The 16,393-nt window shown below is 29.0% G+C and carries 18 protein-coding genes; all 18 read left to right on the top strand.

What is annotated here, in order from left to right; genetic code table 11:
• Window positions 1-8: 8 nt before the first annotated feature.
• The 18 genes from AC2TDS_RS03810 (at window position 9) to AC2TDS_RS03725 (ending at window position 16,264) form a co-directional block, all read left to right on the top strand.
• On the top strand, window positions 9-1,010 hold the full coding sequence (locus AC2TDS_RS03810; RefSeq protein ID WP_484737798.1) for an NAD(P)/FAD-dependent oxidoreductase: 1,002 nt from the start codon (window positions 9-11) through the stop codon (window positions 1,008-1,010).
• A gap of 386 nt (window positions 1,011-1,396) precedes the next feature.
• On the top strand, window positions 1,397-2,035 hold the full coding sequence (locus AC2TDS_RS03805; RefSeq protein WP_484737797.1) for a class I SAM-dependent DNA methyltransferase: 639 nt from the start codon (window positions 1,397-1,399) through the stop codon (window positions 2,033-2,035).
• Window positions 2,036-2,509: 474 nt separating this feature from the next.
• Window positions 2,510-2,704 carry a cold-shock protein gene (locus tag AC2TDS_RS03800; protein WP_484737796.1) on the top strand — a complete coding sequence of 65 codons (195 nt, stop codon included), beginning with the start codon at window positions 2,510-2,512 and terminating at the stop codon, window positions 2,702-2,704.
• Between the two features lie 870 nt (window positions 2,705-3,574).
• Window positions 3,575-4,735: an HlyD family secretion protein gene (locus AC2TDS_RS03795; protein ID WP_484737795.1), complete on the top strand. Its 1,161-nt coding sequence runs from the start codon at window positions 3,575-3,577 to the stop codon at window positions 4,733-4,735.
• A 58-nt stretch (window positions 4,736-4,793) separates the two neighbouring features.
• Entirely contained in the window at window positions 4,794-5,102 is a 309-nt protein-coding gene (locus AC2TDS_RS03790) for an HTH domain-containing protein (RefSeq protein WP_484737794.1), read from the top strand.
• 158 nt (window positions 5,103-5,260) lie between these two features.
• Complete coding sequence (locus AC2TDS_RS03785; protein ID WP_484737793.1) at window positions 5,261-5,398, top strand: hypothetical protein; 138 nt, start codon at window positions 5,261-5,263, stop codon at window positions 5,396-5,398.
• 806 nt (window positions 5,399-6,204) lie between these two features.
• Window positions 6,205-6,342, top strand: a complete 138-nt coding sequence (locus tag AC2TDS_RS03780) for a hypothetical protein (protein WP_484737792.1) — start codon at window positions 6,205-6,207, stop codon at window positions 6,340-6,342.
• 199 nt (window positions 6,343-6,541) lie between these two features.
• Entirely contained in the window at window positions 6,542-6,682 is a 141-nt protein-coding gene (locus tag AC2TDS_RS03775; RefSeq protein WP_484737791.1) for a hypothetical protein, read from the top strand.
• 44 nt (window positions 6,683-6,726) lie between these two features.
• Window positions 6,727-6,906: a hypothetical protein gene (locus tag AC2TDS_RS03770; RefSeq protein WP_484737790.1), complete on the top strand. Its 180-nt coding sequence runs from the start codon at window positions 6,727-6,729 to the stop codon at window positions 6,904-6,906.
• Between the two features lie 482 nt (window positions 6,907-7,388).
• Window positions 7,389-9,545, top strand: coding sequence for a peptidase domain-containing ABC transporter (locus AC2TDS_RS03765; RefSeq protein WP_484737789.1), 2,157 nt, complete (start codon window positions 7,389-7,391; stop codon window positions 9,543-9,545).
• 996 nt (window positions 9,546-10,541) lie between these two features.
• On the top strand, window positions 10,542-11,144 hold the full coding sequence (locus tag AC2TDS_RS03760) for a hypothetical protein (protein WP_484737788.1): 603 nt from the start codon (window positions 10,542-10,544) through the stop codon (window positions 11,142-11,144).
• Window positions 11,145-11,164: 20 nt separating this feature from the next.
• A complete protein-coding gene (locus AC2TDS_RS03755; RefSeq protein WP_484737787.1) occupies window positions 11,165-11,971 on the top strand; it encodes a CPBP family intramembrane glutamic endopeptidase in 807 nt (268 codons plus the stop codon).
• A 73-nt stretch (window positions 11,972-12,044) separates the two neighbouring features.
• Complete coding sequence (locus AC2TDS_RS03750) at window positions 12,045-12,200, top strand: transposase (protein ID WP_484737786.1); 156 nt, start codon at window positions 12,045-12,047, stop codon at window positions 12,198-12,200.
• Between the two features lie 205 nt (window positions 12,201-12,405).
• On the top strand, window positions 12,406-12,870 hold the full coding sequence (locus AC2TDS_RS03745) for an IS3 family transposase (protein WP_484737785.1): 465 nt from the start codon (window positions 12,406-12,408) through the stop codon (window positions 12,868-12,870).
• Window positions 12,871-12,897: 27 nt separating this feature from the next.
• Window positions 12,898-13,251, top strand: coding sequence for an integrase core domain-containing protein (locus AC2TDS_RS03740; RefSeq protein ID WP_484737784.1), 354 nt, complete (start codon window positions 12,898-12,900; stop codon window positions 13,249-13,251).
• A 28-nt stretch (window positions 13,252-13,279) separates the two neighbouring features.
• Entirely contained in the window at window positions 13,280-13,852 is a 573-nt protein-coding gene (locus tag AC2TDS_RS03735) for a transposase (protein WP_484737783.1), read from the top strand.
• 184 nt (window positions 13,853-14,036) lie between these two features.
• On the top strand, window positions 14,037-15,416 hold the full coding sequence (locus tag AC2TDS_RS03730; RefSeq protein ID WP_484737782.1) for a S41 family peptidase: 1,380 nt from the start codon (window positions 14,037-14,039) through the stop codon (window positions 15,414-15,416).
• Between the two features lie 203 nt (window positions 15,417-15,619).
• Complete coding sequence (locus AC2TDS_RS03725) at window positions 15,620-16,264, top strand: HAD family hydrolase (RefSeq protein ID WP_484737781.1); 645 nt, start codon at window positions 15,620-15,622, stop codon at window positions 16,262-16,264.
• The last annotated feature ends 129 nt before the right edge of the window (window positions 16,265-16,393 follow it).

The raw sequence follows: 16,393 nt of genomic DNA, 5'->3' as shown, positions 1-16,393 counted from the left end.
TCGAAGTCTTGTTTGATGTTATTATCATAGGAGCAGGGCCTGCTGGAGTAGCGGCTGCGATTACTTGCAAAAGAGCTAATTTAAAAGTTTGCGTAATTACTCGATCAATAAAAGCAACAAATAAAACTTTGGTACAAAGTGTTCATCCTGGTGTGCTTTCGATTTTAAGCGATTTAGGTTTAAGCGACTCAATTATCCATAGCAAGAACAATGTTTTTAAAGAAATATACATCAATAATAATGCAAACAAGTTGAGTATTGAGAGAGATCAAGATTGGTTTGGTTTTCACATTGAAAGATCAATTTTTAATCAAAAATTGTTAGACAAATTACATCAAGACGAAATACCTGTTTATAAGAACGTAATTTCTGTAAAAGACTTTAAATTTTGCAATGAATATACTACTGTGTTTTTAGGAGAAACGGAGTTAAAATGTAAGTATTGTATTGATGCGAGTGGCTATAATCGAGTATTAAAAAGACATATAGATCATCAAGATGTTAAATATTCTTCTCCTCTCTTTTGCTGGTCAGGTAATTCAAATAGAAATGAAAATATAGACCACAATAAAACTCAATTTATCCCAAGAAATAATGGATGGTTATGGATAGCTCCTAAAGCCCAAGGTGAGTTCAATTGGACATTGTTAACAACAAAAAAAGAAAATAGCTTAAACTTTCCGTACAATCTATTGGAAACCAGTAATAATTATTCATGCTATAACGTACAATGGAGATTAACTAGACCATTATTCAATGGTAAAGTCGCATTCTGTGGTGATGCAGCGGGATTGTTAGACCCTGCATCTGGTCAAGGTATATTGAATGCACTTATATCAGGAATTATGCTATCGAATAGTTTAATAAAATCTAACGAAGAGAAGGACAGCATGAAAAAACAAATTCCTTTTTTAGAATATGACCAGTGGTTTATTGATTATTTTGAAAGCAAGCTATCATTATTAGTAAAAAGCTACAAAGAATATGGTATTAAAATCGGAACTAGTTAATTAAAAAACGAAAAGCCAATAACTAAGCATATGGCGTGCCGATAAGCTAACGCTATATGCCCTGTTGACTGATCCGTTGACAGTAAGGGGGGAAACGATACGTTTGTGCTGTTTTTTGTAACTGAAGCTTCGCCAGCGTCCCTATGAAACATTAGTTAGATTGTATAATCTTCTAGATATAGAAAAGTTGCTCGCTTAAAGACACTCTCGAAAGTAGCATGAAGAACTCTATTCGGTAAGCCGTATGAGGGAAAACTTCATGTACGGTTTGATGAAGGGGGCACTGATAGCTATTTTGTTTTAGTATATTTGGCAGAACAAGTAAAACAAAAATATAGAGATAGCTATCAGGCTCTACTCTACGCATAAATTAAGATAAACTAAAAATGAGCATTGAAAAAGCATACAATTCTTGGGCTAAGCAATATGATACGAATGATAATAAAACTCGTGATTTAGATGTAATTGCTACAAAGGAAACGCTTTCAAGATATAGATTTAAAAATGTGTTAGAGCTTGGGTGTGGTACTGGAAAAAACACCAGTTGGTTACTAGATAGAGCAGAACGAATAATTGGTCTGGATTTTTCCTCTGAAATGCTAAACATTGCCAAACAAAAAATAAACGATCGTAGAGTAGAGTTTAAAATAGCAGATCTAAATCAAAAATGGGAAGTCGAAAATCAATTTGCAGACTTATTAACTTCAAGTCTTACACTTGAGCATATTAAGGATTTAAACCATATTTTCAACCAAGCAAGCAATAAGATTAAGGAAAACGGCCTATTCTTCATATGCGAGTTGCACCCCTTCAAACAATACATTGGAAGTAAAGCAAAATATGAGTCAGACAATGGTATTGAAGAGTTGACCGTATTTACTCATCACATTTCGGACTATGTTAAAAATGCAGAGGGGAATGGGTTTGAATTATTGGAAATAAAGGAGTGGTTTGACGAAAAGCCAGAAAAAGACATTCCACGACTTATTTCGTTTGTGTTTAAAAAGAAAAACTATTGCCAATAACTAAGTATATGACGTGCCGATAGGCTAACGCTATATGATTGTTGTACATATATGGAATAAAGCATATAATAAATACTTACTACAAAACACCTTTTTCGAGGTGTTTTTTATGTCGAAAATTTAAGTAAACAAATTATAAAATTAGAATAGGTTTTCAGCCCTTCAAAAGTGAAAAAAGTTCTTTGACATAATTGTGGTAAGTAAAAAGATAATTCTTTAATTTTAAACCGAGTTGTAGACTTTAATAAAAATTACTTATATTTGCACTGTTCAAGTGGAACACATTTCAATTTTAAGGTAGTATATATCAATAAGTTTTTCGAGTTTTTCTCTTCATTTCTATTTTTATTTCAATAAATCTTTTTTTTAAAGTGTACATTAATCACCTGTATTTTGTGACTTTGTTTTACAATGATATACATGATTGTTCTTCTTAAACTGATATAATATTTAATAATTTAAAATTTAAAAGAGATGCAAGAAGGCACAGTAAAATTTTTCAATAGCTCAAAAGGATTTGGGTTTATTACACCATCAGAATCAGGACAAGATATTTTTGTTCATAACACAGGTTTAATTGATGACATTAAAGAAAACGACAAGGTACAGTTTGAAACTGAAAGAGGACAGAAAGGAATAAATGCTTACAATGTAGAAGTAATCAATTAAATATTTTACTTAAAATATTTAATATTTCCATAAAGTAGTAGAAAAGAATTGTTAAAAAAGACATTCTTTTTATTAAACATACTTACGACAAAGCACCTTTTACGAGGTGTTTTTTTATGTCCAAGATTTACGTAAACGAATTATACAATAAGAATAGATTCTCCGGTACCTCAAAAAAGGAAAAGTTCTTTGACATAATTGCGGTAAATAAAATACAATAAACGTTTATAAAATGGATAATTCTAAAACTATGAATTTTGTTTTATTTCAATGGTTTAAAATATTTAAGCATTGATATTTAATTACATATAAGTCATTTGTGTGTGTGGAAGTTTTGAAAGCTACATTTAAATTACTACCTTTCAAGGTGATATATGTGAAGTTGTATTATGTATGCTTTCGCTGCCCTGTATTGAAAACAATTAACTAAAGGGAGGGGTGAAAAAAGCGCTTATTCCGATGGAATGAAGATTGACTATGATAACGGAAGTAATACAGTGATGGATTTTTATAAAACCAACCTAAATAAAAATAATTTGCTATCCTTGAGGTGCTATAGTTTTACATTTTAATAATTTAGACGTGGTGCAGTGTGAAAATTAAATTGCAAATAGAAAGAAATTAACGTGTGTGTTTTGCCATAAAGTAGAACGTGTTACTTTACATACATTACAGCGTATAAAATTAATTGCTAAGACTGTTTTTGGTATCAAAAACCAAACCGTTATCTATTTTAGTTTTATGTTGTTTATTTAGATTAGTGATAACGCAACTAATACTATACGGAACGTTGTACGCAAGTTCTGACCGAAACCAATAGTCTGTAAAAGAGCTTTCACTCAATAAACCAATAGTTTGAAAAGAAAAAATATGAAAAAACAATTATTCCCAAAAGAGATTATTGATAATACTCTTGAAGTACATCAGTTTAAACACACTAATAAGAGTAAAATTATTTACGGCATTATTTTGTTGAGCTTAATTACTGCGTTGATTTCTTTACCCTTTATCAATGTTACTATTTATAATACATCTCAAGGATTAATAAGAGCTGATAAAGAGAGAATACTTTTAGAAAGTAGTAATAGTGGGAAAGTAATTTTTCATCAACTAAGAAATAATCTTCAAGTAATAAAAGGAGATACATTATTAATGATTAACAATTTAGCAATTACTCAAAAAATAAATACAATTGAAAGTCAATTAAATGAAACAAAAACCTTTATTGATGATTTGAGACTATTATCTAGTCAAAAAAGAATTACTAATAACTTAAACTCGCTAAAATATAAACAAGAATATAACTTCTTTCAACAAAAAGTAAATGAATTAAATACTCGGTATCAAAAAATAAAAGAAGACTATAATCGGAATCGAAAATTATTTGATAAAGGAGTAATAGCCAAAGTGGAACTAAATAACAGCAAGCTAGAATATGATTTATCTTTAAATGCTATTTATCAATATAAGAAACAACAAAACAGTAGTTGGCAAGCAGAATTAGTTAACCAAAAAAACCAATTAAAAGAATTAGAAAACAACCAAGTACAACTAGAAGAAACGAATAATTTATCTGTTATTAAGGCTCCAGTTTCAGGAACTTTATTAAATGTAAAAGGAATTGAAAAAGGAAGTTTTATTCAAAATGGAATTCAATTAGCAGAAATTTCGCCTAAATCAGATTTAATTGTTGAATGTTATATAAATCCAAAAGACATCGGTTTATTAAAAAAAGAAAATAAAGTAAACTTTCAAGTGAGTGCTTTTAATTATAATCAATGGGGTTTAGCCAATGGAAAAATTGAAGAAATTGGCAACGATGTAGAAATGATTAACAAAACACCAATGTTTAAAGTTTTATGCTCATTAGATCAAAATTTTCTTGAGCTAAAAAATGGATTTAAAGGACAACTAAAAAAAGGAATGTTAGTAAACGCTCGTTTTGAACTGACACAACGTACTCTTTTTGATTTATTGTATGATAAAATGGATGATTGGGTTAATCCTTCAAGTCAAATAGCAAAAAAATAATACTAAACATCACTTCGTGAGCAGTCGAAAAGTCTTAATACATAAAAATACAAAATCTATGAGAAATTTAAAAACACTAGAACGCCTACAGCAATTACACAAATTGATAGCCAATGAGAATTCTGGCACACCAAAAGAATTGGCAACCTTAATGAATATTAGCGAACGTTCTATACATTTACTAATAGAACAATTAAAGGATTTTAGTGCTATCATTTACTATAGCAGAAGTAGAAAAACTTACTGTTACTCCGATGATTTCGATTTACAAGTATCTATTTCTGTAAAAGTATTGACGAATAATGAAGTAACTAAAATATTTGGTGGTAGTTACTTTTTACAAAATAATTTACACATTGTAAGTTAGTTGCGGTGAGTGAATTTGTATTTGAGGTATCAAAACAATACTAGATGGATATGTTAGGGTTTTAATATGGATTGTAAAAAACTTACAACCAAAAACAAATTAATAATTTTTAAAAACGTATTTTTATTAGAAATTTACAAAATTTTGGTGTTCAAGAGTTGAGTGGTAAAGAAATTAAAGAAACTAATGAAGGTCTGCTTATTACAGCTATAGCCATTGGTGGTTTTTGGTTAGCAAGTTTTACTGTAGGCTGGATGATAGGTACAGCATTAGGAGAAAAATCTAGGAGAGAATAATTAATAGATTTATGGATAATACAAAACAAAGAATATTGAAGATATATCGTAGAATTGCTTTAAAATTTTTTATCATAGCCTTTTCAATACTATTTGTGATAGCTTTTTCATTTTATATTTTATTTAAATATAATATAATATGAAAATAGATTTTATTTAAAATCACATTCAGTTTGGAAAAAACCTTAGTGTGATTGAGTTTTTAAGGCAAATCTATAGTTAAGTTAATCAAGCCTCTTTGATAAACTTAACTTGAAAGAGAATTGATAGTCTATTATCAATTCTCTTTTTCTTCTATATTTTAAACGTACAAACTTTAAGAGATAATGTCATAGAATGATTTATTCTGTCTTTATCAATACAAACCTATGAAAAATGACTTCTCATTACCTGGTTATACTAGAGTGCTTCTTTTGATTATTCCATACTTCTTTGTTATAGGATTTTTTCAGTTCATTGGATTGTTGTTCGCAGAATTAAATAATAAAAAAATAGATATTAATGAGATATCAACTCAACAATATCTTATTATTTCTTTTTTCGGTTGTATTGGTACTTATTTAGTGCTTTGGCTATTTATGAAATACATTGATAAAGAGCGTTTTATTTTGAGACGGAACGATTCTATACTTGTTGTCATAAATTTGCAAATTTAGACATAGCGCTATGAGTGTCTTTAAAAAAATTGTAGAAAATATTAATTTTTATAAAGTATTATGTTAAAAATTTTATTGCTATTAATACTTTATATTTTAGAACAAATTTTATTATAAAAAAATTAGAATTAAATCAAATGGAGAATTTTATTGGGATCTGGACAACTACAAGATTGTATGATTGATGGTGCTTTAGTTACCGCTGGACTTTTAACTTCTTTTTGGGGTGGATGGACAGTAGCTTTAATGGGGATTACCTTTGCTGCTAAAGATGGTTGTTTTGACTAATAAAAATAAATTATATTAATTAAATACTTTAATAGCATGAAAAAAATAATAGGTATATTACTAATAGCATTTTCAATTATAGTTTTAGGTATATATGTGCTTACCGATTTTCTGAATGAAAATCAAAATATCTTCAATAAAATTTTAATAGCTAGTATGCCATTTGTAATGCTATTGGGTTATAAACTATTAAAAAAAGATGAAAAATTTAAGTAATATAAAAATGGAGGTAATAAGTGGTGGCGCTAAACCTTGGGATTGTTTTTGGTCAGTGCCTAAACTACTTTTAGATGCAAGTTCACCTTTTACCTTATTCCTTGTGTTGGTGCACTTGGATTAGGAGTTTATAACGGATATCAAAACGCAGCTAAAAAATAATTTATTATGAATACACTAAATTTTAACATACAGGAACTTAGGCAAGAAGATTTAAGAAATACAAACGGTGGATTTCTTGCTTTTATCCCTGTTATTGCGGGGCTTTATGTCGCTACTCAATTGATTGGAGCTTGTTACAGTGCAGGAGAGAAAATAGGAGAAGCAATTTATCATGCAACACATTAAAAATTATGCAAATAAAAAAAAAACATGAATTATTTATATCTTTTAGTAGGAACATTTCTTTTTATTTTGGTTCTCGGTAAATTCTATTCTGCTGGTGAAATATTGGGTGAGTTAGCATATAAAATATTAAACTAATTTTTTATTTGATAATAATAAAAAAGCCTAAATTTTTTTAGGCTTTTTTTTAACTCATATTTTCATTAATATTTGTTTTGAAAAAATAAACATTAATAAAAGGTCAAATATTTTTGACTAAAACTAAAAATATCAGGTCTAATAAATAAAAAAGAGTTTCCTAAAATAAATAACTTTAGTTACCATTTTTAAACAAATTATCTTTTCGCCAAAAGTTATACTTATTGTTTTAACTCAGTAGCTAATCTAAAAGATTATTTATATTTTTAAGATTATTATAATAATTATCTTTCCCTGCAAACAATTTGCAGTAAACAACCCTTTCTTTGCCATAAGAAATAAATAATATGGCAAAAATCACCGTAAAACAACACGATATTACAGATTGCGGTGCAGCGTGTTTAGCATCCATTTCTTCTCACTTCAATTTACAACTCCCAATTGCACGTATTCGTCAATATGCTGGTACAGATAAAAAAGGCACAAATGTGTTAGGTCTTATTGAAGCATCTGAGAAATTAGGTTTTGAGGCAAAAGGTGTACGTGGTGAATTAGACAGTTTATTTAAAATACCAAAACCTGCTATTGCTCATATCATTGTAAAAGAACAGTTACATCATTATGTAGTTATTTACGAAGTAACCAAAACCTACATTAAAATTATGGATCCTGGAGATGGTAAAATCCATAAAAAAACACATGAAGAATTCTTAAAAGAATGGACAGGTGTTTTAGTATTATTGCTACCAAAAGAAGAGTTTGCACCAACGAATGAAAAAGTATCTGTTTTAAAACGTTTTTGGTTTTTATTAAAACCGCATAAGTTTGTGTTATTACAGGCTTTAGTTGGAGCAATTATCTATACTTTATTAGGTTTTTCAACCTCTATCTATATACAAAAGATAACAGATTATGTATTAGTTGGAGGTAATACTAAACTCTTAAATTTATTAAGTATTATAATGCTTCTATTATTGGTTTCACAAATTATAATAGGTGTTTTTAAAGATGTCTTTTTAATTAAAAGCGGTCAACAAATAGACGCTCGTTTAATTTTAGGTTATTACAAACATTTGCTAAAACTTCCACAGCAATTTTTTGATACGATGCGTGTAGGAGAAATTATTTCTCGTATCAATGATGCTGTTAAAATTAGAACTTTTATTAATGATGTATCATTAAGTTTAACAGTAAACATACTCATTCTGTTTTTTTCTTTTGGTATTATGTTTATGTATTACTGGAAATTGGCTTTAATTATGTTATTGGTTATTCCTTTATATTTAGTTGTATATCTTATCATAAATAAACTCAACAAAAAAACAGAGCGTAAAATAATGGAGAGTTCAGCAGAATTAGAAAGTCAGTTAGTAGAGTCTTTAAATTCGGTAGGCACTATAAAACGTTTTGGTTTAGAAAATTTTGCTAATATTAAAACAGAAACACGTTTTATAAATTTGTTACACATTGGTTATAAATCTGCATTAAACTCAGTTTTTTCAGGTACTTCTACTACTTTTATTGCACAATTATTTACCATTGTCTTATTATGGAGTGGTTCTTATTTTGTTATTGAAAGAGAAATTACACCGGGAGAATTGTTATCTTTTTATGCAATTATAGGTTATTTTATGAATCCTGTGGCAAATTTAATTGGTGCAAATAAACAAATACAAAATGCATTAATTGCAGCAGACAGATTGTTTGAAATTATGGATTTAGAACGTGAAGAAAATACAGAAAAAGTTGTATTGAAAAAAGAAAAGATTGATGATATAGAATTTAAAAATGTTGCTTTTAGGTATGGAACAAGAGTGCAAGTTTTTACAGACTTTAACTTAAAAATTAAAAAAGGGAATATAACTGCAATTGTTGGTGAAAGTGGTTCAGGAAAATCAACTTTAATTTCGTTACTCCAAAACTTATACCCTATACAGAAAGGAGGTATTACAATTGGAGATTTGGATTTAAAATATATTCAGCACGAAAGTTTGAGAGAATTGGTAAGTGTTGTGCCTCAAAAAATAGATTTATTTGCAGGTAATGTAATTGACAATATTGCTGTTGGAGATTTTTCTCCTGATATAGAGTTGATTATTGGTATTTGTAAATCTATCGGTATTTTAGAGTTTATTGAAAGTTTGCCTAATGGTTTTAACACGTATCTTGGAGAAAACGGGGCTACACTTTCTGGAGGACAAAAACAACGAATTGCCATTGCAAGAGCTTTATATAAAAAACCAGAAGTGTTGGTTTTAGATGAAGCGACTTCTTCTTTGGATTCTGCTTCAGAAAATTATATTCAAAAAGCAATAGAAAGTTTACGACAAAACAATAAAACGATTATCATCATTGCACATAGATTGAGTACAATAGTTAACGCAGATGAAATTGTAGTACTAGAAAAAGGAAAAGTTTTAGAACAAGGAAATCATAAAGAATTATATACTGAAAAAGGGCATTATTATAATTTATGGCAGCAACAAATACCGAAGATGGAATAACAAAATACTACCGCGAATAACGAAGTATATAGGGTGTGATAGTCTAACGCTATATGCTATATGATTGTTGGACACATAAAGAATAAAACATATAATTCAACTTACTAGAAGCACCTTTTACGAGGTGTTTTTTTATGTCAAAGATTTACGTAAACGAATTATACAATAAGGGTATATTCTCCGATACCTAAAAAAAGGAAAAGTTCTTTGACATAATTGGGGTAAATAAAATACAATAAACGTTTATAAAATGGATAATTCTAAAACTATGAATTTTGTTTTATTTCAATGGTTTAAAATATTTAAGCATTGATATTTAATTACATATAAGTCATTTGTATGTGTGGAAGTTTTGAAAACTACATTTAAATTACTACCTTTCAAGGTGATATATGTGAAGTTGTATTATGTATGCTTTCGCTGCCCTGTATTGAAAACAATTAACTAAAGGGAGGGGTGAAAAAAGCGCTTATTCCGATGGAATGAAGATTGACTATGATAACGGAAGTAATACGGTGATGGATTTTTATAAAACCAACCTAAATAAAAATAATTTGCTATCCTTGAGGTGCTATAGTTTTACATTTTAATAATTTAGACGTGGTGCAGTGTGAAAATTAAATTGCAAATAGAAAGAAATTAACGTGTGTGTTTTGCCATAAAGTAGAACGTGTTACTTTACATACATTACAACGTATAAAATTAATTGCTAAGACTGTTTTTGGTATCAAAAACCAAACCGTTTCCTATTTCAGTTTTATGCTGTTTATTTAGATTAGTGATAACGCAACTAATACTATACGAAACGTTATGCCACATAAAATCCAACTAACGGTCGAAAACGGACTGACTATCCAAAATCGGAAAATGTGAAAGTTGAAACCGAAATAAAAGAAAAAGTAAAACGAGTTGCGAAAATCGAAAGAGTAGAAATTGCTGTAAATCAGAAAAATTCTAAAAAACAAAAAGGATTTTTCTCAAAAAAACCAATAAAAAATGAAATATTTATTAAAATTTACATTCGCTTTATTTTTAAGCCTAATGTTTTCTTCTTGCAGTAACGATGAAACTTCAACAGAAACATTAGCTTTATCATTTGACGAATCTGTTGCTATTATACAATATGGTAATAATACATCATCAAAAGCTAAATCATCCAAAGAAGCAATAATTATTAAAATTAAAAATTTTAATTCCGATTTAGTTTTAAAAACACAATATTATATTGATGGTATTCAGTATACAGATGATGGACAATTTAATGACGAGATTGCCGGAGATGGATTATTTACATCAATTCAAACTTATTTAAGCAAAAACCTAAAGTCAAGTAACAATCAAGATGAATTAAATTTAGGTCAAAATTTTAAATTTAATAACGAGTTGAAATCCTTTCTAAAGGAAAAATACGATTATAATACTACTACAAATAACTCTGGTAAATCTGTTGCTCGAAAATCTAAAATAAAATTTGGTTGTAAGTTAAGAACTGCTGTATGTCCAGAAACTAGCTGGTGGAATTCTTGTTGGCCATTAAGTAGTCCTTGCACTTGTGTTGAGTTCTATGATTGTGAAGCATCAATTGAAATTGATTTTTAACATACATGTTTCTATCAAATATGAAAAATAATTTAAACAATATAATTTTAATATTAGTGGCTATTTTAGCCACTAATATTCTATTTAAAATTGTAAACTTTCATTTATCTGATAGTACTCTAGAAGGTAAAATTATTTCAAAAATAGCACTGTCAATTATAACTATACTATTGATATTTAAATTTGGTTTTATTAATAAACTAAAACCTACAAAATACACATTACTATTTATACTTATTTCTCTGTTTTTATTAATGATTTCTATTATTCAGATAAATTCAACCATTATACAAGAAGGTTTTGAGATAAAAACATATGACCATTTTATTTTCATGACATCCTGCTTATCTGTTGGTTTATTTGAAGAATTATTTTTTAGAATTTTTATATTCTATTCTATCTATAGTATTTTTAAAAAGAAGAAAAATAACTTGATTTCATCTATTCTATTTAGTTCTCTATTATTTGGTTTTTCACATTTAACAAACCTTTTTAATCCTGATTTTCATAAAATTTCCGTAATTAATCAAATTTTACTAGCTTTTTCATTAGGAGTGTTATTTCAAAGTATCTACTTAAAATACAATAGCATAGCATTAGTAATTACACTTCATTGTTTGGTTAATTATTTTGGTGCATATAAAAGATATCTTTTGAAATTCGTTGATAATTCAAACGAGACCTATTCTATTAATGATTTTATCACAACATTTATTTCAATTTTTCTATTTTCTATTTTTATAATTATTCCTTTAAGTTATTTATTTATTAGAAAAGAATTGAAAGCACAACGTGGCATAATAACTAAGCATATGGCGTGCCGATAGGCTAACGCTATATGCCCTGTTGACTGATCCGTTAACAGTAAGCTTTTAAATTTCAAACTAATATATTTGAGATATGAAATACAAGAAATGGAGTTTAGCTCAGAAGTTGGAAATACTATCTAGTTCAGAAGAGATAGGTATAGTAGAAGCTTGTCGAAAGTATGGAGTTAGTACAGGTACTTTTTATAGTTGGAGAAAGAAGTTTGACCACCAAGGAGAAGCAGTTTAAAAGTTACTTATGAGACTAAGAGTAAAGAATTAAGAGCTGCAGAAGAAGAGAATCGAGTACTCCGTAAATTACTTAGCGATAGAGAGATTGAACTAGAAGTACAACGAGAACTTTTAAAAAAAAAGTTTGGGACGTCAGATCCAAGAAAGATTTAGTAGATCTTACTTATAAAAAGCATAAGTGTAGTAAAACTAAAATCATTAAAATGGTTGGTATGGTAGAGAGTAGTTATTATAGAGCACCTAGTGGTGGTAAGAAAGGAAATAAACCTTCTAAACATACTTATCATAACACTAAAGGGCTGGTAGACCAAGCAGACGTTATAACTTCAATTAAAAATATTTTAAGTCATGAATTTATAGACTGTGGATATCGATTAATGTGTTCTTATTTAAAGAAAGAAGGTTATATGATAAATCATAAAAAGCTGTATCGAATAATGAAACAAGCTAATATGTTGAAATTAGAACACAGAATAAACAGAAGTGGTTCTGGTCGGAAGTTTGTGAAATATAGAAAAGTAATCACCTCACGTCCAATGGAGTGTTTAGAAATGGATATAAAGATGGTATGGATTCCTAGTGTAGGTAAAAATGCTTATTTACTCTCGATAATTGATGTACATACTCGTAGAATCTTAAAAGACTATTTTTCTTTTTCTATAAAATAACAACAAGTAATAACACTCCTTTTCCTTATGCTTAAACAATACCAATATCCTGAAAACATTGTTATTAGAAGTGATAATGGAAGTCAATTTATAGCTAAAAGTGTTCGTGAGTACTTAGAATTAATAGGTGTGAGCCAGGAGTTTACTCATGTAGCTACACCAGAAGAAAATGCACATGTAGAAGCGTATCATGGAATACTGAAAAAAGAAGTCTTTCAACGATTTGAGTATAGAGCTTTCGGAGAAATAGAACAAATACTAAAAAGGTACGTGATTTTCTATAACAACACAAGGCACCATGGGCCATTAGGAAGAATAACTCCTATGGAAAAATGGAACCAAGACAAACGCTTAATTTTAATGCAAAAAACAGTAGCTTAATTAATAATCGAAATTTAAAAGATTACTCTTGTTTTATAGGGGTCAAAACACCTATACTTGTCCGGCAGACGAAGTACTACAAACCAACGGAAGATATTACCATAAAAAACTTAAAAATGGGAGAAAATCATATCAAGTAAAACACTATAAAACCAAAGCCTGTAAAGGTTGTGTGTTAAAATCTGAGTGCACTACCAATAAATTAGGAAGAACTATTGAAAGAACAGAATACCAACAATACATAACAGAGAATAATGAAAGAGTAAATGCAAATCCAAGTTATTACCGCACAAGGCAACAAATTATAGAGCATCAATTTGGGACCTTAAAACGGCAATGGCACTTTGATTACGTGTTAACAAGAGGGAAAGAAAAAGTAATGGGTGAGGTTTATTTGGCATTTACCACTTACAATCTTAGGAGACTTATGTCTATTTATGACTTTAAAACGATAATAAGCAAGTTAAAAGCTCATTTAGGTCTTTATTTCGTCGAAATAAAGACTTTTTTACCTCTAAAAAACTCATTTTCAGAAATTAAGTTCAATTTTTATCTTTTTAACAATAGAAATAATAAATCTTTTTTATTTTCACCAAACTAATAGGAGTTATTACACAGACTCACGTTAGGGGCAATTCCTTCCATTTCGGAAAAAAATTAATCTCTTTAAGCTAACGTTTTGCGAAGGAAAAAGGAGAAAAAATACATCCGAAAACCAGAATCTTTAACCACTGGTTTTTAAGGCATTATAAAAACGTTAGTCAGAATTTGACACAACAACCGAAATGAAATTAAACTACCTATATTTTTTAATATTTACAACACTTGCATTTCATTCGTGTAATGCACAAAAACAGGAGGTTGATAGTAGACTTTACGGAATTTGGAACTCAATTGGTTACGGACAACAATTGGAAATTTCAAAAAAGGGTGTTTTAATACGCGACACTTACGAAAGTGGATGTAACCTAAACACAAAAATCCCAACAAAATATTTAGAAGAATTCTATACTATAAACAACTTGACAAAAGACAGCCTACAAATAAAAGTAGGCTTTACAAATTATAACTTCGTTCGTTCCAAAGAATCGGAAACTTGTGAAAAAAGTAAAAACAATCCTTTATCAAATTTTGACGCATTATGGGAAACTTTTAATGAAAACTACCCCTTTTTTAATTTGCGAGAAGTTGACTGGAACAAACTAAAAGATAAATATCGTAATCGCTTGTCAAAAAAATCATCAGATTTTGAACTCTATACAGTTCTTAATGCAATGATTTCTGAATTAAAAGATGGACACGTGTCTATCGAGATACCTGATTCGCTGGAAGACAAAATTGAAGAAAATGATGAGGACACAGATGATTTAAGAGAAAAAGTTATTTATTCAATAACTCGAAAATATATTCCTAATTATAAGACATACAATATGGGAATGATAAATTGGGGATTTATTAATGACAGCACCAGCTATATTCAGTTTAATGACTTCGAGGATTTAGCAAATTATAATATTCCTGACGAACTAACAACCGAAAAATTTGCCGAACAATATTGGGAAAATGCAGACGAAAGTTCGAATTATACGAAAGATGTTCTGACGAGTTTTAAAAAACAAATGCCAATCATTTATGATAATATTAAAAATACAAAATCCTGTATTATAGATGTCAGATTTAATGGAGGCGGATTTGACCAAATTGGATTAGAAATTCTAAGCTACTTTACAAACAAAAAAAGAATTGCCTTTTCAAAAAAAGCTAGATTAAAAAACGGATTTACAAATACTCAAAATATCTACATTGAACCAAAGGAACTGAATTACAAAGGAAACCTTTATTTACTAACAAGCCCTCAAACAGCAAGCGCAAGTGAGACCTTTATTTTGGCATCTCAAAATATTGAAGGTACAATCCGAATTGGCTCTAATACAGAAGGGATTTTATCAGACGTACTTTCTAAAAGATTACCGAATGGATGGGAATATGGACTCTCAAACGAGATATACGAAAATATTGATGGGAAGAATTATGAAATGACTGGAATACCGCCAAATTACGAACTGAATTATAGCAGAAATGCAAAGGAATTTTATATAAGCTTACTAAAAGAATTGAAAACTAATGACAAGGCTATTGAAAAAGTTATTGAATTGAATAAATAAAAACTGCCCCTAATAACTAAGCATATGGCGTGCCGATAGGCTAACGCTATATATCCTGTTGACTGATCCGTTAACAGTAAGGGGTAAAACGATAATTTTGCGTTGTTTTAGTATATTTGGTAAAACAAGTAAAACAAAAATATAGAGATAGCTATCAGGCTCTACTCTACGCATTAATTAAAGACAAGCTCGCTTTAGACTGAATGAAATATAAATGTATAATTTTTGATTGTGACGGAGTTCTTGTAGACAGCGAAGGAATTTCAAATACGATACTTATTGAAATGGCAAATTCTGTTGGAGCAGGAATTAAAATGAAATATGCTCTGGAAAATTTTGCAGGAAAATCATTAAAAAGTGTTTTTGAACATATTGAGAAGTTAATAGAAAAAGAATTACCTGATTCCTTTGAGAAAGAGTATAGAGGAAGAACTTTCAAAGCTTTCAAAACAGAATTAAAGCCTATTAAAGGAATACATAATTTATTGGACAAAATATCTATCCCATATTGTGTAGCATCAAGTGGGCCAATCGAAAAAATAAGACTGAATTTAACTACGACTGAACTAATCGAGAGATTTGAAAATAAAATATTTAGTTCTTATGAGATTGGAAGTTGGAAACCGAGTCCAGAAATATTTGAATATGCTGCTAAAAAAATGGGTTTTAAGCCAAATGAATGTGTAGTAATTGAAGATAGTATGGCTGGAATAATAGCTGCAAGAAAAGGCGGATTTGATGTATTTGTATTTACTAATGAGGAGAATCGGAATGATTTTGAAAAAGAAGGAGCTAAAACCTTTTCTGATATGGAAAAACTGTATGAATTATTAATTAAACAAAAATAACTAAGCATATGGCGTGCCGATAAGCTAACGCTATATGCCCTGTTGACTGATCCGTTGACAGTAAGGGGGAAAACGATAATTTTGCGTTGTTTTTAGTATATTTGGTAAAACAAGTAAAACAAAAATATA

It is taken from the genome of Tenacibaculum profundicola (assembly GCF_057220795.1).
The sequence above is the reverse complement of the archived record's forward strand: the minus strand, read 5'-3'. Positions and strand labels throughout refer to the sequence as shown.